At 69.1% G+C, this 17713-nt stretch carries 18 protein-coding genes; 12 read left to right on the forward strand and 6 right to left on the reverse strand.

Translation table 11 applies throughout. The features are described from left to right. Positions 1-9: 9 nt before the first annotated feature. Positions 10-525 (reverse strand): EXLDI protein, encoded by a 516-nt coding sequence (locus ABZ412_RS00390; RefSeq protein ID WP_357274571.1) that lies wholly within the window; start codon positions 523-525, stop codon positions 10-12. Between the two features lie 193 nt (positions 526-718). Here ABZ412_RS00390 and ABZ412_RS00395 point away from each other — a divergent pair, with 193 nt between their 5' ends. Genes ABZ412_RS00395 through ABZ412_RS00410 form a run of 4 tightly spaced genes read left to right on the forward strand, consistent with a single transcriptional unit; the run spans position 719 to position 5253 of the window. After that, positions 719-2422 (forward strand): thiamine pyrophosphate-binding protein, encoded by a 1704-nt coding sequence (locus ABZ412_RS00395; protein WP_357274573.1) that lies wholly within the window; start codon positions 719-721, stop codon positions 2420-2422. Positions 2423-2425: 3 nt separating this feature from the next. Continuing rightward, positions 2426-3085 (forward strand): SRPBCC family protein, encoded by a 660-nt coding sequence (locus ABZ412_RS00400; RefSeq protein WP_357274575.1) that lies wholly within the window; start codon positions 2426-2428, stop codon positions 3083-3085. A 9-nt stretch (positions 3086-3094) separates the two neighbouring features. Beyond that, positions 3095-4138: a 3-oxoacyl-[acyl-carrier-protein] synthase III C-terminal domain-containing protein gene (locus ABZ412_RS00405; RefSeq protein WP_357274577.1), complete on the forward strand. Its 1044-nt coding sequence runs from the start codon at positions 3095-3097 to the stop codon at positions 4136-4138. Beyond that, the gene (locus ABZ412_RS00410; protein WP_357274579.1) at positions 4135-5253 is read left to right on the forward strand and encodes an aminotransferase class I/II-fold pyridoxal phosphate-dependent enzyme; all 1119 of its coding nucleotides are present in this window, start codon (positions 4135-4137) and stop codon (positions 5251-5253) included. The genes ABZ412_RS00405 and ABZ412_RS00410 overlap by 4 nt, the downstream gene beginning before the upstream one ends. Here the strand turns inward: ABZ412_RS00410 and ABZ412_RS00415 are convergent. Continuing rightward, the gene (locus ABZ412_RS00415) at positions 5207-6175 is read right to left on the reverse strand and encodes a bile acid:sodium symporter family protein (protein ID WP_357274581.1); all 969 of its coding nucleotides are present in this window, start codon (positions 6173-6175) and stop codon (positions 5207-5209) included. The genes ABZ412_RS00410 and ABZ412_RS00415 overlap by 47 nt on opposite strands. Positions 6176-6302: 127 nt before the next feature. On the opposite strand from ABZ412_RS00415, the gene ABZ412_RS00420 reads away from it, so the two are divergent. Genes ABZ412_RS00420 through ABZ412_RS00440 form a run of 5 tightly spaced genes read left to right on the forward strand, consistent with a single transcriptional unit; the run spans position 6303 to position 9365 of the window. Further along, positions 6303-7241, forward strand: coding sequence for a TIGR04222 domain-containing membrane protein (locus tag ABZ412_RS00420; protein WP_357274583.1), 939 nt, complete (start codon positions 6303-6305; stop codon positions 7239-7241). Beyond that, positions 7238-8122 carry a DUF692 domain-containing protein gene (locus ABZ412_RS00425; RefSeq protein WP_357274585.1) on the forward strand — a complete coding sequence of 295 codons (885 nt, stop codon included), beginning with the start codon at positions 7238-7240 and terminating at the stop codon, positions 8120-8122. The genes ABZ412_RS00420 and ABZ412_RS00425 overlap by 4 nt, the downstream gene beginning before the upstream one ends. After that, positions 8119-8469 carry a hypothetical protein gene (locus ABZ412_RS00430; protein WP_357274587.1) on the forward strand — a complete coding sequence of 117 codons (351 nt, stop codon included), beginning with the start codon at positions 8119-8121 and terminating at the stop codon, positions 8467-8469. The genes ABZ412_RS00425 and ABZ412_RS00430 overlap by 4 nt, the downstream gene beginning before the upstream one ends. A gap of 27 nt (positions 8470-8496) precedes the next feature. Then, positions 8497-8919, forward strand: a complete 423-nt coding sequence (locus ABZ412_RS00435; protein ID WP_357274589.1) for a hypothetical protein — start codon at positions 8497-8499, stop codon at positions 8917-8919. 14 nt (positions 8920-8933) lie between these two features. Continuing rightward, positions 8934-9365, forward strand: a complete 432-nt coding sequence (locus ABZ412_RS00440) for a GNAT family N-acetyltransferase (RefSeq protein ID WP_357274591.1) — start codon at positions 8934-8936, stop codon at positions 9363-9365. A 1-nt stretch (position 9366) separates the two neighbouring features. Here ABZ412_RS00440 and ABZ412_RS00445 read toward each other — a convergent pair whose 3' ends face one another. After that, a complete protein-coding gene (locus ABZ412_RS00445) occupies positions 9367-9771 on the reverse strand; it encodes an SdpI family protein (RefSeq protein WP_357274593.1) in 405 nt (134 codons plus the stop codon). Between the two features lie 161 nt (positions 9772-9932). Between ABZ412_RS00445 and leuS the strand changes: the two genes are divergently transcribed. After that, complete coding sequence (gene leuS, locus ABZ412_RS00450; RefSeq protein WP_357274595.1) at positions 9933-12806, forward strand: leucine--tRNA ligase; 2874 nt, start codon at positions 9933-9935, stop codon at positions 12804-12806. Between the two features lie 64 nt (positions 12807-12870). On the opposite strand, the gene ABZ412_RS00455 is transcribed toward leuS, so the two are convergent. From ABZ412_RS00455 to ABZ412_RS00465, 3 genes are all read right to left on the reverse strand, one after another. Beyond that, positions 12871-13653 (reverse strand): polysaccharide deacetylase family protein, encoded by a 783-nt coding sequence (locus ABZ412_RS00455; protein WP_357274597.1) that lies wholly within the window; start codon positions 13651-13653, stop codon positions 12871-12873. 54 nt (positions 13654-13707) lie between these two features. Further along, entirely contained in the window at positions 13708-14505 is a 798-nt protein-coding gene (locus tag ABZ412_RS00460) for a polysaccharide deacetylase family protein (RefSeq protein WP_357274599.1), read from the reverse strand. A gap of 85 nt (positions 14506-14590) precedes the next feature. Continuing rightward, the gene (locus ABZ412_RS00465) at positions 14591-15295 is read right to left on the reverse strand and encodes an SDR family oxidoreductase (RefSeq protein WP_357274601.1); all 705 of its coding nucleotides are present in this window, start codon (positions 15293-15295) and stop codon (positions 14591-14593) included. 247 nt (positions 15296-15542) lie between these two features. Here ABZ412_RS00465 and ABZ412_RS00470 point away from each other — a divergent pair, with 247 nt between their 5' ends. Both ABZ412_RS00470 and ABZ412_RS00475 read left to right on the forward strand, forming a co-directional pair. Beyond that, positions 15543-16883 (forward strand): glycogen debranching protein, encoded by a 1341-nt coding sequence (locus tag ABZ412_RS00470; protein WP_357097401.1) that lies wholly within the window; start codon positions 15543-15545, stop codon positions 16881-16883. A gap of 140 nt (positions 16884-17023) precedes the next feature. Continuing rightward, the gene (locus ABZ412_RS00475) at positions 17024-17698 is read left to right on the forward strand and encodes a glycoside hydrolase family 25 protein (protein WP_357274603.1); all 675 of its coding nucleotides are present in this window, start codon (positions 17024-17026) and stop codon (positions 17696-17698) included. Positions 17699-17713 lie beyond the last annotated feature (15 nt).

Here is a 17713-nt window from a genome sequence, read left to right on the forward strand (position 1 = left end):
ATTGTCGAATCAGATGTCGAGGTCCTCGACGTTCGGATGTTCGGTGGCGTCGATGACGCGGGCGTAGAGCCGATCCGGGATCTTGCCCCTCAACTCCTGCACGGTGTCGAAGACCTCGAGGGTGAAGTCTCCCCAATTCTGTTCCCCCACACCGAGGAAGCGCCGCCATTGCCGCCAGTCCTTGAGGATGTTGGTGTCGGCCGGGAACTCCGACCAGTTGGAGAAGTGGCTGTGCACCGCGTACGCGCCTTTGCGTGTGCGGTACACCCGGATGTCCTCGATGCGCTCATTGGTCACCTGATGCCAGTCGGTCAGCAGGGTGGCGGAGAATCGAACCTGCCGGATCCCGTCCTTGCCGACCTTGAGGACCACCTCGTCGTAACCCTGCTGGCGGCCCTCCTCGAGCTCGATGAAGCGCCGCAACGCCGTCACGATCGCCCCCGAGAGATTGCCCCCGACCAGCTCCTGAGCCCGCTGAAAGAGTGTGAGGTCGTCATCGGAAACGTAGATCGTCTTGTTCGGCATGACCCAACTATACGTAGACGTATACATACACGGCAAGAGTTGATCCAACTCTCGGAACTCTCAGGGACTTCACCCCTGAAACCCCACGAACACCGGCAGTCGAGCAGCAGGATTGAACCGCTGCCTACCGGGATTTCGTATCCCGAGTGAGCGGTACTCGGTCACCGGTGGCGACCACCGAAAGGAATCGCCCATGCATAGCGGTACACGGGTCGCGGACCGGCTGGTCCAGGCGATCTCGACGCTGGGCGTACGGCACCTGTTCGGGGTCGGCGGCGCCAATATCGAGGACCTGTACGACGCGGCCTACGAACAGCGCGACCTGATCACCGCGGTCGTCGCCAAGCACGAGTTCGGCGCGGCCACCATGGCCGACGGCTACGCGCGCTCCACCTCGGGTCTCGGGGTGGTCTGCGCGACGTCCGGCGGCGGGGCCGTGAACCTGGTCGCGGGGCTCGCCGAATCCTTCGCTTCCCGGGTGCCGGTGCTGGCCCTGATCGGCCAGCCCCCGACCGCGCTGGAGGGCCGGGGCGCGTTCCAGGACTCCAGCGGGCAGGCGGGCAGCTTCGACGCGGTCGCGCTGTACTCGCCGATCTCGCAGTACTGCGCGCGGGTGGAGGCTCCCGCCGACCTGCCCGCGCACCTCGCCCACGCCGTCACCGCCGCCCGCCGCGGTGGCCCCGCGATCCTGTTGCTGCCCAAAGATATTCAGCAGGCCGACCTGGTCACCCCGGATTTCGTGCCGCCCTCGCGCGACTACCGCCGGGAGATCGAGAGCCTGTGGCGGGTGGTGCACATCGTGCGCGGCGCCCGGGCCCTCGGCAAGATCGTGATCATCGCCGGGGACCAAGTGGCCCGCGACGACGCCCGCGACGAACTGGCCCGCTTCGCCGCCCGGCTGGACGCGGCCGTCGGGGTCGCGCCCGACGCCAAGGACGTCTACCACCACGCCGACCCGGGGTTCTGCGGCGTCTCCGGCAGCATGGGCAATCCGGAACTGCTCGACGCGCTGCAGGGCGCCGCCCTGTGCCTGCTGATCGGCACCCGTATGCCGGTCACCGCCCGGGCGGGTATGGAGGACGCGCTGGCGGCCGTGCCGCTGGCGAGCGTCGGCGCGCTGCCGCCGTACCTGCCCGCCGCCCACGCGCACAGCAATTACCTGGCCAAGACGCTCAACGAGCTGATCGCCGAATTGGATTCCGCCCCGGCCGAGAACACCGCCCGGATCATTCCGCTGCGACCCCATCCGCACCGCGAGCCCGCCCTCACGCCGCTGCCCGTCCCGCCCGCACACGGTCCCGGACTGCGGTATCGCGAGGTGGTCGAGATCATCAACGACGCCCTGCCGCCGGGCGCGGACGTGTTCGCCGATGCGGGCAATACCGGTGCGGCCGTGGTGCATCACCTGCGGCTGCCGCGCGGCGGCCGGTTCACGGTGGCGCTCGGCATGGGCGGCATGGGGTACGCGTTCGGGGCCGGCATCGGATCCGCGTTCGCCCGCCACCGCCGCCCCGACGGCGGCTCGCGGCGCACCTTCGTGATCGCCGGGGACGGGGCGTTCTTCATGCACGGCATGGAGATTCACACCGCCGTCGAGCACCGGCTGCCGATCACCTTCATCGTCCTCAACAACAACGCGCACGCCATGTGCGTCACCCGCGAACAGCTGTACTACGGGGATCGGTACAGCTTCAACCGATTTCGTCCCGCGTATCCGGGCGCGGGGATGGCCGCCATGTTCCCGGATCTGTGCACCCACGCACCGGAGAACCGGGCCGAGCTCGCCGCGGCGCTGCGGCACTGCCTCGACCGCCCGGGTCCGTCGTTCGTCGCGATCGACTGCGATCCCGACGAAATCCCGCCGTTCACACCGTTCCTGACGCCACCCAGGAGGTAATCCGTGACCACCCGTGCCCTGCCCGCCCTCAGTGACATTCCGGACGCGGTCGTGCCCGGCGTGCTGCGGATCGAGAACTCCGATCGCGACGCCACCACCCCGATCATCCTGGACATGCTCCGCTCGGTGTACCCCCACGACCAGATCTTCGGCGACTTCTGCCCGGTCCAGGGCTATATCGACGCCCCGCCCCGGGACCTGTACGAGTACCTCGCCGACACCCGGTGCCTGGAGGAGTGGACCTACAGCCTGCGCGGATTCACCGAGACCGAGGAACCCGGACTGTGGGAGTCCTACGACCGGCTGGGCGACAACACCCGGATCTACACCCGCACGGTGGCCAATCCCGAAGCCATGACCGTGGACTACCACTGCGCCTGGGATCAGCGCGAGCACCTGTGGATGGTCTATCTGATGCGGGTGGTCGACGCCCAGGTGGTGTTCGACAAGCCGGGCTCGGTGGTGCTGTGGACGAACTGCCATCACCCGTTCTACGACAAGAACCCCTACAAGGACACCGCGCCCGACAAGCGCAAGGTGTGGGTGGGCGACTTCTGGGAGATGTTCTCCGCCGGGCACCAATTGGAGCTCGACAACCTCCGGGGCATCGCGGAGTACCGGGCCTCGCACGGGCTACCCATCAAGCCCGCCTGGATGAAATGAGGACGCGCCATGGACTTCACCGATCCCGCCCTGCGGATGCCGCCCGCGGTCAGTCTGGTCGATGTCGCCGGGTACCTGCCCGGTGATCCGGTCGGCACCGAGTACTTCACGCAGTTCTCGCGCTCGGACCGGATGGCCAAGAACGTCATGTTCCGCGCTCCCCAGGGCCGTCACCATGTGGGTCGCGACGAGACCGCCGTGGACATGGTCGAGCAGGCCGTCGCCCCGCTCATCGAACGCCATGGGGCACAGGAGATCTCGAACATCGACGTGCTGCTCACCCACACCCAGCTGCCCGACAACCCCGTGCTGGGGGCCGGCCCGGAAGTGGCGCGGCGGCTGAACATGAAGCCGCGCTGGGTCTTCGACATCCACAACGGCGGCTGCGCGGCGTTCGTGCACATGATGTGGACCGCCCGCATGATCCTGCAGACCACCGACGCGCGCACCGCGCTCATCGCCTGCACCCAGAACTGCGCGGGCCCGGTGTTCACCCAGCCCGATATCCGCGGGCTCGCGCAGGCCCCCGTCCCCGGCGACGGCTGCGGGGTCGGGCTGCTGGTGAAGGACGGTTCCGCGCCGATCCTCGACATCGAATGCCGCACCTATCCGGAGTTCGCGGGCGATATGGAATTCAGCACCAACGGCGACCGCAAGTACTGGGAGCCGGGCGAAGGCCAGGGCTGTGTCAGCTTCACCGAATCCAAAGTGGCCAAGGTGATGACGCGCGGCAATCGGCTGGTGCCGGAGGTCGCGCAGGCGGTGTGCAAGCGGATCGGCGTGAAGTCCAGCGATCTCGACACCTTCGTCACCAACCAGCCCAACCGGCTGTTCCTGCGCAATTGGAACGAGGCCATGGAACTGCCGCCCGAACGGCATCCCGACACCTTCGACAGCTGCGGAAACCTGTTCGCCGCGGGCATTCCGGTGACCCTCGACGCCGAGAACCGGGCGGGGCGGCTGCGCAACGGCTCGGTGGTGCTGATGGCCGCCTTCGCGCACGCGGGCGACTTCGCGGGTGCGGCGGCCGTGCGCTGGGGAGCCGCCCGATGACCCGCCCCGTGCCGTGGCCGACGGGGCTGCGCGCCGACTCGGGCGCCGTCCGCTTCGACCTGAGCCTGAGCGAGAATCCTTTTCCGCCGCTGCCTTCCGTCATCGCCGCGATCGACACCAGTCTCGGCGGGGTCAACCGGTACCCGGAATTCCTGCCGCAGCGGCTGCCCCGGCTGATCGGCGAGCACCTCGGGGTGGACGCCGACCGGATCGTGGTGGGGGCGGGCGCGACCGGGGTCGCCATGCAGATCATGCAGACCCTCCCTCGCCCTGGATCCGAATTCGTCTACGCCACACCGACCTTCGATGGCTATCCGATCATGGCGAACATGGCGGGACTGCGGCCGGTGGCGGTGCCGCTGGACGGCAACGGCAACCAGGACCTGTGGGGCATGGCGCGTGCGGTCGGCGACCGCACCGGACTGATCGCGGTGTGCCGCCCGCACAATCCGACCGGCACCGTCGTCGGGGCCAGCGAGTTGAAGGCGTTCCTGTGCTCGGTTCCGGCGCGGGTGCCGGTGATCCTGGACGAGGCGTACGTCGAATTCCTCGGCGCGGCCGACGCACTGGACCCGCTCGAACTTATCCACAGGCATCCCAATGTGCTGGTCCTGCGCACTTTCTCGAAGGCGTACGGGCTGGCCGGGCTGCGGATCGGCTACGCCTTCGGCGCGGCGGAGCCGGTGCGGCGGGTGCGGCGGCTGCAACTGCCGTTCGGGGTGCCAGGCCCGGCGGTGGCCGCGGTGCGCGCCTCCTATGCCGCGGAAGCCGAACTGGGCGAACGGATTCTGCGCATCGCCACCGAACGCGAGCTACTCCGGACAGACCTGCGCCGCGCGGGCATCCGGGTGCCGCGCTCGAGCGCCAACTTCCTGTACCTGCCCGGCCGCGACATCGCGCCCGCGCTGGCCCGGGCCGGGATCGCGGCCAAGCGCTACCCGGACGGCAGCGCCCGCATCGCGGTGGGTCATCCGGGTGCGCACCGCGCCGTGCTGCACGCCCTGGCCGACCGGCCCTCCGCCGGACTGCGCCGCGCGCTGCGGCGCGAGGACAGCCGGCTGCTGTCACTCACGGCGCGGTACGAGCCCAGCGTCCTGCGAGAGCGGCACAGGTGATCAGCTGAATCTGGTGGAACATCATGAGCGGCAGCACGACCAGGCCCACCGAGTGACCGGCGAACAGCACCGTCGCCATGGGCAGCCCGGTGGCCAGGCTCTTCTTGGAACCGCAGAACACCACCACGATCCGGTCGGCGCGATCGAACCGCACCGCCTCGCCGAGGAAACCGGTGGCCGCCAGCACGATCGCCAGGATCACGCAGCACACCACCGCCAGCCCCAGAATCCGCCACGGCGACATGGCGTGCCAGATGCCCTCCACCATGCCCGCGCTGAAGGCGCTGTAGACCACCAGCAGGATGGACCCGCGATCCACCAGCTTGGTCGGCTCGGCGTAGCGGGACAGGAAGCCCTTCACCTTGGGCCGGATCAACTGGCCCACGAAGAACGGCACCAGCAGCTGCAGCACGATGTCCACCACCGCGGACGGATCCACGCTCGCCTGGCCGGTGGTGTTCATGAGCAGGATCACCAGCGCGGGGGTCAGGAACACGCCCAGCAGGTTCGACACCGTGGCGCTCACGATCGCGCCCGCCACATTGCCCTTGGCGATGGAGGTGAACGCGATCGAGGACTGCACCGTCGACGGCACCAGGCACAGGAACAGCACACCGGTGTAGAGGTCGGGGGTGAGGATGTGCGGCACCAGCACCCGCGCGGCCAGGCCGATCAGCGGGAAGACGATGAACGTGCAGGACAGCACCGTCAAGTGGAGTCGCCAGTGCTTGAGGCCCTCGATCGCCTCGTGCGGCGCCAGGCGGGTGCCGTAGAGCAGGAACAGCAGCGCGATGGCTATCTTCGTCAGCCAGTTCACGACCTCGGCGGCGTCGCCCCGGGCCGGGAAGATGCTGGCCAGGACGACCATCCCGAGGATCGACAGAATGAAGCCGTCGATGTAGAACTTGCTGAGAAATCGCACCGGATCAGGCTAATCACCGAAATTTTCTTCGGATGACCACCCCGAGGTCGCTCGGATAACACGGCACCCGCGCAGCCGCGATACTGGAGTTGATCGACTGTCACGACGACTCCCGAGGGGAATCGCCATGGTCCATGGGACCGTCGCGGCCGCCACCGCGACCAACACCTGGGGGATATCCGGCCCGGCCTTCCTCTTGTTCTATGTCCTCGCCGGGTTGCTGGCGATCGCTGCCGGATACGCGATCCGCGCGAGCGTGCTGCGGCGGATCGACCCGGCCTGGCCGCCCGCGGGACCGCTGACGCCGAGCGAGACCGCCCTGCTCGTCGACGACCGGCGGCCGGTGCTGGCGGCGCTCGCACAGCTGCGCGGCCACGGGATCATCGATTCCAGCGGCAGACCGGTCCGGCCCTACAGCGCCGGCGAGGCCTCGGAGCTGGATCAGATCTCCCGCACCCTGTGGGCGAGCCTGAGCCGATCGGACCAGCTCAACATGACGTCGATGCTGGTCGCGACCGCCGGCGTCACCGATCGGATGCGCAAGGACCTCAGCTACCGCGGCTACCTCTTCGGCGACCAGCAGCGAAAATCTCTGCGGACGGCCCGGTTTCCGCTCTTCGCCGTGCTGCTGCTCGGACTTGCCCGGCTGATCGCTGGTGTGGCAAGCCATCATTCGGTGGGCTTCCTGGTGATCGTCATGATCGTGCTGAGCGTCGTCACCGTCGTGGTGGGTCGCGCGCCGCGGCTGACCCGACGCGGCCGCGACACCATCGAGCACGCCCGCAACAACAACCTGCATCTGAGACCCGCCAACGCGCCCGCCTACGCGGCGTACGGCGCCGGTAGCGCCGCCCTCGCGGTCGCGCTCTACGGCTCGCTCGTGTTGTGGACCCTGGACCCGGCCCTCGCCGGGGCCGCCGATCTCGCGGCCGGAACCAGTGGCGGCGGAAGCAGCTCGTGCGGCAGCGGATCCAGCTGCGGCACCAGCGACAGCGGAGGCGGCAGCAGCTGCGGGAGTAGCAGCAGCTGCGGCAGCAGCTGTGGCGGAGGAGGCTGCGGCGGATGACCGGATCACCGCTTCCCGAGGGCGCGCTGGGCATCGGCTGGCGGCGCGAGATCTGCGGCATGGTCGCCGCGCTGGACGGCATCGGCTTCTGCGAGGTCATCGCGGAGACGTTGGCGCCGAGCGGTTCCGGGCGCAGGCGCGGGCGGGGCGCCGGGGCCGTGGTGCCGGAGGAACTCGCCGCGCTGGTGGCGCGCGGGATACCGGCGGTGCCGCACGGTGTTTCACTGTCCCTGGGCGGCGCGGAAGGGGTGGACGACCGGCGGGTCGCGCATCTCGCCGACTGCGCGCGGGCCCTGGGCTCGCCGCTGGTGAGCGAGCACATCGCCTTCGTGCGCGCGGGCGGACTGGAAGCCGGTCACCTGCTGCCGGTCCCGCGCACCCGCGAGGCGCTGGATGCCTTGGAGCGCAATATCTTCCGCGCCAGCAGACAGCTGGACGTACCGTTGGCGGTGGAGAATATCGCGGCGCTGTTCGAATGGCCGGACGCCGACTACACCGAGGCCGAGTTCCTGCAGGAACTGGTGGAACGCACCGGCGTCTATCTACTGCTCGATATCGCGAATGTCTATGCCAATGCCCGCAATACGTCACGTGACCCGCTGACCGAGCTGTTGCGGCTACCCGCCGAACGGGTCGCCTACTGCCATGTGGCGGGCGGCCACGAGTCGGACGGACGCTACATCGACACGCATGTGCACAGCGTCCCCGCCGAGGTCCTGGACCTGGTGGCCGAGTTCACCACCGGGCGATCGGTCCCGCTCATGCTGGAACGCGACGGAAACTACCCGCCCGCAACCGAACTCGCCGCCGAGCTGAACGCCATCGCCGCGGCGTCCGGCCGCGCGCCCGTCACCCTGCACCCGGAGGCGATTCCGGCATGACCATCGAATCGCAGCGCGCCGCGGGCACACTCGCCGAACAGCAGGCCGCGATCGTGCGCGCCCTGGTCGCCGGGGACAGTCCGCCGCCCGGCTTCGACACCGGTGACCTGGCGGCCACCGCCCACGGCCTGCTGCACAAGCGGGCCGACGAGGTGGCGCGGCGCTTCCCGGGACTGGCCGTCGCCGCCGGTCCCGACTTCCGCACCCGGTATCTCGAGTGGGCGCGCACCCGCCCGAAGACCAGCACCCCCGAGGACGCGGCCGCCTTCGCCGCGTCGGTCGGCCTGCCCGACCCGCGCCCGCGCCGCGGCCTGCGTGCGCGACTGCTCGGCCGCGGTCGGCACTGAGGCCACCCGGATCGGCAATGATGGATCGTGGTCTTCTCCAGGCGTGATCCGCGACACGGCTTCCGGCCCAATCCCGCACCGGCGGCCGGGACGGCCAGCCGGGTGCTGTTCCGATTCGGTGTGGCGCGATGGGAATTCGTACTGCGGCAGACGATCCTCGAGCCGGGCGGCCGCACCGGCTGGCACTACCACGACGGAACCCTGTTCGTGCTGGTCACCGGTGGTGCGCTCGATCATCCGCGAGCGGATTGCACGCCTGTCACCGTGCGGCCGTGGCGAGTCTTCCGCGAGCCCAGCGGTCCCCGGCACGCGCATCTGGCGCGCAACAGCGGCGGACGGCCCATCATGCTGACCGTGTTCTACGTGAATCCGAAGGGCAGCCCGCTCTCGCGGGGCATTCCGACCCCGCCGTGCGCGGGCGAACCCTCGGCGAGTGATCCGGCGCACTGAGGCATGCTGAGTTCATGATCGAGGTCGTCACCGTCAGCACCGAGCGGGAACTCGCCGACGCCTACGCCGTGCGGTTGAAGGTCTTCGTCGCCGAGCAGGGCGTGCCGGAGGAGATCGAGATCGACGAGCTCGACGAGGTCGCCGATCATTTCCTGGGACTGCTGGACGGCAGGCCCGCGGGGGCCGGGCGGCTCATCGTGCGGGACGGGATCGGGATTCTCGGGCGGCTGGCCGTGCTGGCCGAGTCCCGCGGCACCGGACTCGGCGCGGCCCTGGTCCGGGCCATCGAGGAGCGGGCGCGGGCCCGTGGACTGGTCGCGATCGAACTGCACTCGCAGACCCACGCCACCGGCTTCTACGAGAAGCTGGGCTACGTGCGGTTCGGGGAGATCGGCATGGACGCGGGCATCCCGCACATCTGGATGCGGCGCTCGCTCACCGAGTGAGTCAGGCGGTCTCGCAGGTGTCGCGCAGCGAGCACCCGCCGCATGCGCTGCCGCACCCGCCGACCTTCTCCTCCGGGAAGGCGTTCGCGATGGCCTTCTCCGCCGCCGCCGCGCCCGCACCCATGGTGAACAGCGCGATCACCACGGCGACCACCGCGAGCGCCAAGGCCGGGACGCCCCCGGCCACCAGCGCCACCGCGCCGCTCGCCGCGAGCAGCAGACCCGCCACGATGGAGGTCGGGCCGGCCACCTTGTTGGCCAGCTTGAAGGCCTCCTCGGTCTTCAGCGCCGCGTCGGAGTGCACCCCGAAATAGCGATTGCCGGGCAGGGTGCCGGTGAGTCCGAGCACGCCCGTGACCACGGCCACAGCCGCGAGGACAAAGAGGATCAGCGCCACGACGAACACCCCGCCACGGTACCTGTCAGGCCGGTGCGGACCCGCCGCGGGCCTGCTCCGGACACCGTCGGCGGGAGCAGCCTCGACCCTTTTTGGGGCCCGAGGTACCGACGTTTTACCCTGGTGAGCGACCTTAATCGGGGATTGGCTGGACAAGCGAAGGCAGGACCGTGCAGGACACCCGTGCAACCGAAACACCCACCGCGACCGCGGCGGGGGGCGGCGACGTTCCCGCACACCGCTACAACGCCGACCTCGCCGGCCGCGTCGAGCGCAAGTGGCAGCGCAACTGGGAGGAGCGCGGCACCTTCTTCGCGCCCAACCCGGTCGGCCCGCTGGCCGCCGGCGTTCCCGCCGACAAGCTGTTCATCCAGGACATGTTCCCGTACCCGTCGGGCGCGGGCCTGCATGTCGGACACCCGCTGGGCTACATCGCCACCGACGTGTTCGCCCGCTACCACCGCATGCACGGCCGGAATGTGCTGCACGCGCTGGGCTATGACGCCTTCGGCCTGCCCGCCGAGCAGTACGCGGTGCAGACCGGCGCGCACCCGCGCGACACCACCATGTCGAACATCGCAACCATGCAGCGGCAGCTGGACCGGCTGGGCCTCGGCCACGACCGCCGACGGTCGTTCGCGACCACCGACCCCGAGTACTACAAGTGGACGCAGTGGATCTTCCTGCGCATCTACAACGCCTGGTACGACGAGGGCCTGAACAAGGCGCGCCCGATCACCGAGCTGATCGCCGAATTCGATTCCGGCAAGCGGTCTCCCGCCGACGGCCGGGCCTGGGCCGGCCTGTCGCCGGTCGAGCGCAATGCCGTGGTCGACTCCTATCGCCTGGTGTACCAGACCGATTCGATGGTCAACTGGTGCCCGGGCCTGGGCACCGTGCTGTCCAACGAGGAGGTCACCGCCGACGGCCGCTCCGAGCGCGGCAACTTCCCGGTGTTCCGCAAGCGCCTGTGGCAGTGGATGATGCGCATCACCGCCTACTCCGATCGCCTGGTCGACGACCTGGACGAGCTGGACTGGCCGGAGAACGTGAAGTCCATGCAGCGCAACTGGATCGGCCGCTCGCGAGGCGCGCAGGTCAGGTTCGAGGCCGGCTCGGACATCATCGAGGTCTTCACCACCCGCCCCGACACCCTGTTCGGCGCCACCTACGTGGTGGTCGCGCCCGAGCACGAGCTGGTGGACCGGCTGACCGGCAGCACCTGGCCGTCCGGCACCGAGGCCCGCTGGACCTTCGGCAATGCCGACACCCCGGCGGAAGCCGTTGCGGAGTACCGCAAGTCGATCGCCGCCAAGTCGGATCTGGAGCGTCAGGAGAACAAGGAGAAGACCGGCGTCTTCCTGGGCACCTACGCCACCAACCCGGTGAACGGCGCCCGCGTGCCGATCTTCATCGCCGACTACGTGCTGTCCGGCTACGGCACCGGCGCCATCATGGCCGTCCCCGGCCACGATCCGCGCGACTGGGAGTTCGCCACCGCTTTCGGCCTGCCCATCGTGGAAGTCGTGGCGGGCGGCGACATCTCGCAGGCCGCCTACACCGGTGACGGCACCCTGGTGAACTCCGGATACCTGGACGGCCTGGACATCGACACCGCCAAGGCCAAGGTGATCACCCAGCTGGAGTCCGACGGCCACGGCAAGGGCACCGTCCAGTACAAGCTGCGCGACTGGCTGTTCGCCCGCCAGCGCTACTGGGGCGAGCCCTTCCCGATCGTCTACGACGAGGACGGCGCGCCGCACGCGCTGCCGGAATCCATGCTGCCGGTGACGCTGCCGGAGATGGAGGACTTCGCGCCGGTCACCTTCGACGCGGACGACGCCACCTCCGAGCCGTCCCCGCCGCTGGCCAAGGCCACCGACTGGGTGCACGTCGAACTGGATCTGGGCGACGGCCCCAAGAAGTACCGCCGCGACACCAATGTCATGCCCAACTGGGCGGGCAGCTCCTGGTACCAGCTGCGCTACGCGGACCCGACCAACACCGACGCCTTCTGCGCCCCCGAGAACGAGAAGTACTGGCTGGGCCCCCGGACCGCCGAGCACGGTCCGAAGGATCCGGGCGGCGTGGACCTGTACGTCGGCGGCGTGGAGCACGCGGTGCTGCACCTGCTGTACGCGCGCTTCTGGCAGAAGGTGCTGTTCGACCTGGGTGACGTGTCCGGCTTCGAGCCGTACCGCCGCCTGTTCAACCAGGGCTACATCCAGGGCTTCGCCTACACCGACGCGCGCGGCGCCTACGTGCCCGCCGCCGAGGTCGTGGAGCGGGACGGAAAGTTCTTCTGGACCAACGCCTCCGGCGTCGAGGAAGAGGTCTTCCAGGAGTACGGCAAGATCGGCAAGTCGCTGAAGAACGCCATCTCCCCCGACGAGATGTGCGACCTGTACGGCGCGGACACCTTCCGCTTCTACGAGATGTCGATGGGTCCGCTGGACACCTCGCGCCCGTGGGCGACCAAGGACGTCGTGGGCGCGCACCGCTTCCTGCAGCGCGTGTGGCGCCTGACCGTGGACGAGGAGACCGGCGCGCTGAAGGTCACCGACACCGAGCCCTCGGCCGAGGCGCTGCGCCTGCTGCACAAGACCATCGCCGGGGTCGACGACGACTACGCCAACCTGCGCGACAACACCGCGGGCGCGAAGCTGATCGAGCTGACCAACTACCTGACCAAGAACTACGGCGACGGCGCGCCCCGCGCCCTGGTCGAGCCGCTGGTCCTGATGCTGGCTCCGATGTCCCCGCACGTGGCCGAGGAACTGTGGGAACGCCTGGGCCACCACACCGCCCTGGCGCACGGCCCCTTCCCGAAGGCGGATCCCGCACTGCTGGTGGAGGATTCGGTCGAGTACCCGATCCAGGTCAACGGCAAGGTCCGCAGCCGGATCAGCGTGCCCGCCGACGCCGATCAGGCCGCGGTCGAGGCCGCCGCCCTGGCCGACGAGAAGATCGCCGAGCTGCTGGGCGGCAAACCGCCGCGCAAGATCATCGTGGTGCCCGGCCGCCTGGTGAACATCGTCGCGTAGCCGACAGCCGAATCGGTCCCGGCGTGCAGTGCACGCCGGGACCGATTTCCTTTTGTCCCAGGCTTTACCGCGGCGGGATGAGCACGTCGTTGAGGGTGACCAGTTGCAGGTTGCGTTCGCGGACGATGTCCATGAGCTGGTCGTAGATGTGGGTGACGGTGGGGCGGTTGGCGTGGCCGATGACGATGGACTGGGCTCGGAACCATTGGCGGGCGGCGTCGAGCAGGATGCCTTCGTTGATCACCGTGTTGGTGTCGCTGAGGCTGCCGTACCACATGGTCGGGACGGTGTAACCGCAGTCGGCGGCCACCGCGTCGACACCGGCATTGTGCCTGCCGAAGGGCGGGCGGTAGTACGGCGTGGTGTCGACGCCGTACTGGTCCCAGAGGAAGTCCTTGCAGCGGTTCAGCTGGTCGGCGATCGCGCCGCCGGACAGCCGGGTCAGGTCCGGATGGTCCCAGGTGTGGTTGCCGAGCTGAATCTGCCCGGAATCGACCATGGGGCGCAACGCATCCCGGTGATCGAGCCAGCCCGGGTAGTAGGCGGTGACGAAGAAAGTGAGACGCGCACCGGTAATGCGCGCGAAATCGATGAACCCGCCGATGGTTTCGGAGCTGGCGCCGTCATCGATGGTGAGCGCCATATGGTTTCCGTCGCCGGGCAGCCCCTGGATGGTGCCCGGCCCGATCGGCGTCTTGGGCCCGAAATCCGGTGTCACCCCGGGCACTGGCGGAACGATCCCGGAAGACCCGGTATCGAAGGGGAATTCGGCGCGGGCTTCCCCCGCTCCCAGCAATCCGGCGACCCCACCCGCAGCCAGCAACGTCAACAGCCGACGTCTGTCCATCTCGACCTTCAATCACTCTTCCGAACGAAACTCCCGCGCCCCCCGGCGCAGCCGTCAGGCCGGTGACACCAGCACGTCGTTGAGGGTCACCAGCGAGAGGTTGCGCGCACGGATGATCTCGACCAGACGGTCGTAGCAGTGCGTCACGGCGGGGGCGTTGGCGTGGCCGATCACGATGGCCTGCGCGTTGAAGTACTTCTGCGCGCACTCGATCAGATAGTCCTCGGTGATGACACCGGAGTCGGACAGCGAGCCGTACCACATGGTGGGGACGGTGTAACCGAGATCGGCTGCCACCTTGTCGACGGTAGCATCGTGGCGACCGAAGGGGGGCCGGAAATACGGGGTCCCGTCCACGCCGAAGTTGTTGTGCAGGAAGGTCTTCGCCTTGGTCAGCTGGGCGGCGATCTCGGTGGTGGACAGCTTGGTCAGGTCCGGGTGATCCCAGGTGTGATTGCCCAGCTGGATCTGCCCGGATTCCACCAGCGGCCGCAGAGCGGCCTTGTGGGTGGTCCACGAGTCGTAGTACGCGGTGACGAAGAAGGTGAAGCGGGCCCCGGTGTCCTTGGCGAACTTCACGTAGGCCCCGACCACCTCGGGGCTGGCGCCGTCGTCGACGGTGAGGGCCAGGTTGTTGCCGTGTCCGGGCAGCGCCGTGATCGTGCCCGCGGGAATCGCGGACTTCTGCGCGGGCGGCGCGGCGATCGACTTCGGCGCCGCGGACGGCGCAGGCGTCGCGACGGGTCCACTGATCCGCGGGGTCACCTTGGGGGTGGGGCCCTCCGAAGAGCACCCGGTCAAGGCGGCCGCAGTGCCCGCCGCGAGCATCGCGAGCAACTGTCGTCTATCCATCGCGTTCGTTATATCCATACGGCGTGAACCGGGCACCAATTCTGTGCGAAATGATCGCAATTCAGCACGGAAATTCAGGTTCCTCTCAGCGGGCGATGGGACGCAGCACGATCTCGGTCGGATGGGCGTCACGCGGCGTCTCCACCGCATTGCGGACCGCCCGCGCCACCGTCTCCGCGGTGAGGAACTCGTTCGGGTCGTAGTCGCGGCCCTCCCCCGCGATGATCTCGCGCTGCATGTCGGTGTCGATCCGGCCCGGATGCACCGAGGTCACCCGCAGCGCCGGTTCCTCCAGCCGCAGCGCGTCACCGAAGGCCCGCAACCCGAACTTGCTGGCCGCGTAGACGCCCCAGCCCGGATTCGCCCGCAGTCCGGCGCCCGAATTGATCAGCACCACATGGCCATTGGCGGCGCGCAGCGCGGGCAGCAACAGTCTGGTCAACTCCGCGACCGCGATCAGGTTGGCTTCCAACGTATTCCGCCACTGCGCCACCGACGAATCGGCTATCGTTCCCAGGTCGGCGATCCCGGCATTGTGCACCAGGACATCCAGCCGTTGGATGCCCTCCACCGCGCGCGCCACCGCCGCGTAATCGGTGAGATCGACCGGCCATCCGGCGCTGCCGGGCAGCTCGCGCAGCACCGGTTCCAGGGCCTGCCGCGTGCGCGCGCCCAGCAACAATCGATGTGCCGGAGCCAGTTCCCGCGCAATCGCCGCCCCCAGCCCCCGGCTGGCCCCGGTGATCAACGCGATCGGCCGGTCGGATTCGGGCCTCGCGGAATTCGCCATGTGATCACCGTAACCGGCCCCGCCGGTCCGGCGATGCTCCGGACGGGCACACCACCGCTAGCTGATTCACGAGAAGGCGAACGAAGTGCAATCTGGCGATCAGGAGTCGTCCACAGGCGATCAGGAGTCGTCCACGGGCGACCCAGCGCAGTCCACTGTCCACGCGTCATCCCCGATCCACCGAGCGTCGAGCCACACCTCCTCGCCCTACCGCGCATACCTCCGGGTACCGGCGCAGAATAGGGCGATGACGCACCCGGGATTCACGCCCACCCAGCTCGCGGCCCGCGCGGCCTACCTGCTGCGCGGCAACGACCTGGGCACCATGACCAGCGCCGCGCCCAAGCTCTATCCACACATGTGGAGCTGGGACGCGGCATTCGTAGCGGTTGGTTTGGCGCCGCTCAGCGTCGAACGCGCGGCCCTGGAACTGGACACCCTGCTGTCGGCGCAGTGGCGCAACGGGATGATCCCGCACATCGTGTTCGCCAATGGGGTGGACGGCTACTTCCCCGGACCCGCCCGATGGGAATGCCGCCGCCTCGCCGCCGACGCGCCCGACGGGCCCGACACGTCGGGAATCACGCAGCCGCCCGTGCATGCCATTGCGGTGCAACGGATTCTGGACCACTCGCGCCGGCACGGGCGCAGCACCCGCGCGGTCGCCGAGGACTTCCTGAACCGGCGCTGGCCCGACCTGATGCGCTGGCACCGCTGGCTGGCCTACGCGCGAGATCCCAAGCAGCACGGGCGGATCACGCTCTACCACGGCTGGGAATCCGGCATGGACAACTCGCCGCGCTGGGATCGGGCCTACGAGAACGTGATTCCCGGTCCGGACCTGCCGCCGTACCAGCGCGCCGACACCCAGGTGGTGGGCGATCCCACGCAGCGCCCCTCCGACCGCGAGTACGACCGCTACCTGTGGCTGGTCGAGCAGATGCGCCGCGCCGGGTACGACGACTACCAGCTGGCCTCCACCATGAGCTTCGCGGTCGAGGACGTGTTCGTGACCGCCATCTTCGCGCTGGCCTGCGATGTGCTCGCCAATATCGGCGAGGACTACAAGCAGCCGCACGCGGACGTGCGCGAACTCTACGAGTGGGCCGACTACTTCCGCGCGGGCGTGATCGCCACCACCGACGCGCGCACCGGCGTGGCCCGGGACTTCGACGTGCGCGCCGACAAATGGATCGAGACCGAGACGCTCGCGTCCTTCGCGCCGCTGCTCAGCGGCGGACTCCCCCGCGACGCCGAACGGCGGCTGCTGCGGCTGTTCGAGGGCCCGCGCTGGTGCGGGCACCCGGATCTGCGCTACGCGCTGCCGCCGTCGACCTCCCCGGTGGCGCGGGACTTCCGCTCCCGCGAGTACTGGCGCGGACCGGTGTGGCCGGTGATCAGCTGGCTGTTCTCCTGGGTGTTCGCCCGCCGCGGCTGGGCCGAGCGCTCGTTCATGCTGCGCGCGGAAGGACTGCGCCAGGCCAGTGACGGCAGCTTCGCCGAGTACTACGAGCCGTTCACCGGTGAACCCCTGGGCAGCATGCAGCAGTCCTGGACCGCGGCGTCGGTGCTGGACTGGCTCGGCTGACGGCCGGACAGATCGGCTAACGATTGGCGAATTAGACAGTCGCGCCTTCACCGCTCCGGCGGCGGTTCGGCCTAGCGTTTTTGTGCATGACCGGACGCACACTGATGAAAGTGCTAACTGTCGCGGCTACAGGCATCCTCATGGCTACCCCCGCCGGGGTGGCTGCCGCCGATATCGAGGGCCCGGACGTGGCCTCGTGGCAGCACCCCGGCGGCGGCAGCATCAACTGGTTCGGCGTACGCGCCGCCGGATACTCGTTCGCCATGCTCAAGGCGACCGAGGGCCTCAACTACGTGAACCCGTACTTCGTGCAGGACAGCCTGTCCATGCGAGTGGCCGGCGTCGCGCGCGGCACCTACCACTTCGCGCGCCCGAACCTGCTCCCCGAGGCGCAGGCCGCGTTCTACTCGGCCATGGTGCTGGGCCAGAACGGGCCCATGGACCTGCCGCCGGTGCTGGACCTCGAGGACTCCGGCGGACTGCCCCCGGCCGCGCTCATCGACTGGACCCACCGGTACCTGAACACGGTCCGCGCGCTGACCGGCCGGATGCCGATCATCTACACCTATCCCCGCTTCTGGCAGACGGCCATGGCCGACTCCACCGAGTTCACCGCCTACCCGCTGTGGATCGCCGACTACCGCGGCAACGACCAGCCCGAGGTCCCGGGCGGCTGGCCGCACTGGACGTTCTGGCAGACCACCGACGCCGGCCGGATCCCCGGCATCGCCGCGGGCGTGGATCTGAACATCTACAGCGGCGCGCAAGGCGACTTCGGCCGCTACGCGAACCTGCCCTTCGCGGGCAGCAGCTGACCAGCTCGCCGAGAG

Origin of the sequence: Nocardia sp. NPDC005746 (genome assembly GCF_040630785.1) — a bacterium.
In the GTDB taxonomy this organism is placed as follows: Bacteria; Actinomycetota; Actinomycetes; order Mycobacteriales; family Mycobacteriaceae; genus Nocardia.

Bases quoted from the DNA above. Each gene is read 5' to 3' on its own strand.
- ABZ412_RS00455 (WP_357274597.1), bottom strand. From the start codon at position 13,653: ATGGACAGACGTCGGCTGTTGACGTTGCTGGCTGCGGGTGGGGTCGCC.
- ABZ412_RS00395 (WP_357274573.1), top strand. From the start codon at position 719: ATGCATAGCGGTACACGGGTCGCGGACCGGCTGGTCCAGGCGATCTCG.
- ABZ412_RS00390 (WP_357274571.1), bottom strand. From the start codon at position 525: ATGCCGAACAAGACGATCTACGTTTCCGATGACGACCTCACACTCTTT.
- ABZ412_RS00470 (WP_357097401.1), top strand. From the start codon at position 15,543: ATGACGCACCCGGGATTCACGCCCACCCAGCTCGCGGCCCGCGCGGCC.
- ABZ412_RS00405 (WP_357274577.1), top strand. From the start codon at position 3,095: ATGGACTTCACCGATCCCGCCCTGCGGATGCCGCCCGCGGTCAGTCTG.
- ABZ412_RS00430 (WP_357274587.1), top strand. From the start codon at position 8,119: ATGACCATCGAATCGCAGCGCGCCGCGGGCACACTCGCCGAACAGCAG.
- ABZ412_RS00460 (WP_357274599.1), bottom strand. From the start codon at position 14,505: ATGGATAGACGACAGTTGCTCGCGATGCTCGCGGCGGGCACTGCGGCC.
- ABZ412_RS00410 (WP_357274579.1), top strand. From the start codon at position 4,135: ATGACCCGCCCCGTGCCGTGGCCGACGGGGCTGCGCGCCGACTCGGGC.
- ABZ412_RS00440 (WP_357274591.1), top strand. From the start codon at position 8,934: ATGATCGAGGTCGTCACCGTCAGCACCGAGCGGGAACTCGCCGACGCC.
- ABZ412_RS00420 (WP_357274583.1), top strand. From the start codon at position 6,303: ATGGTCCATGGGACCGTCGCGGCCGCCACCGCGACCAACACCTGGGGG.
- ABZ412_RS00475 (WP_357274603.1), top strand. From the start codon at position 17,024: ATGGCTACCCCCGCCGGGGTGGCTGCCGCCGATATCGAGGGCCCGGAC.
- ABZ412_RS00425 (WP_357274585.1), top strand. From the start codon at position 7,238: ATGACCGGATCACCGCTTCCCGAGGGCGCGCTGGGCATCGGCTGGCGG.
- ABZ412_RS00465 (WP_357274601.1), bottom strand. From the start codon at position 15,295: ATGGCGAATTCCGCGAGGCCCGAATCCGACCGGCCGATCGCGTTGATC.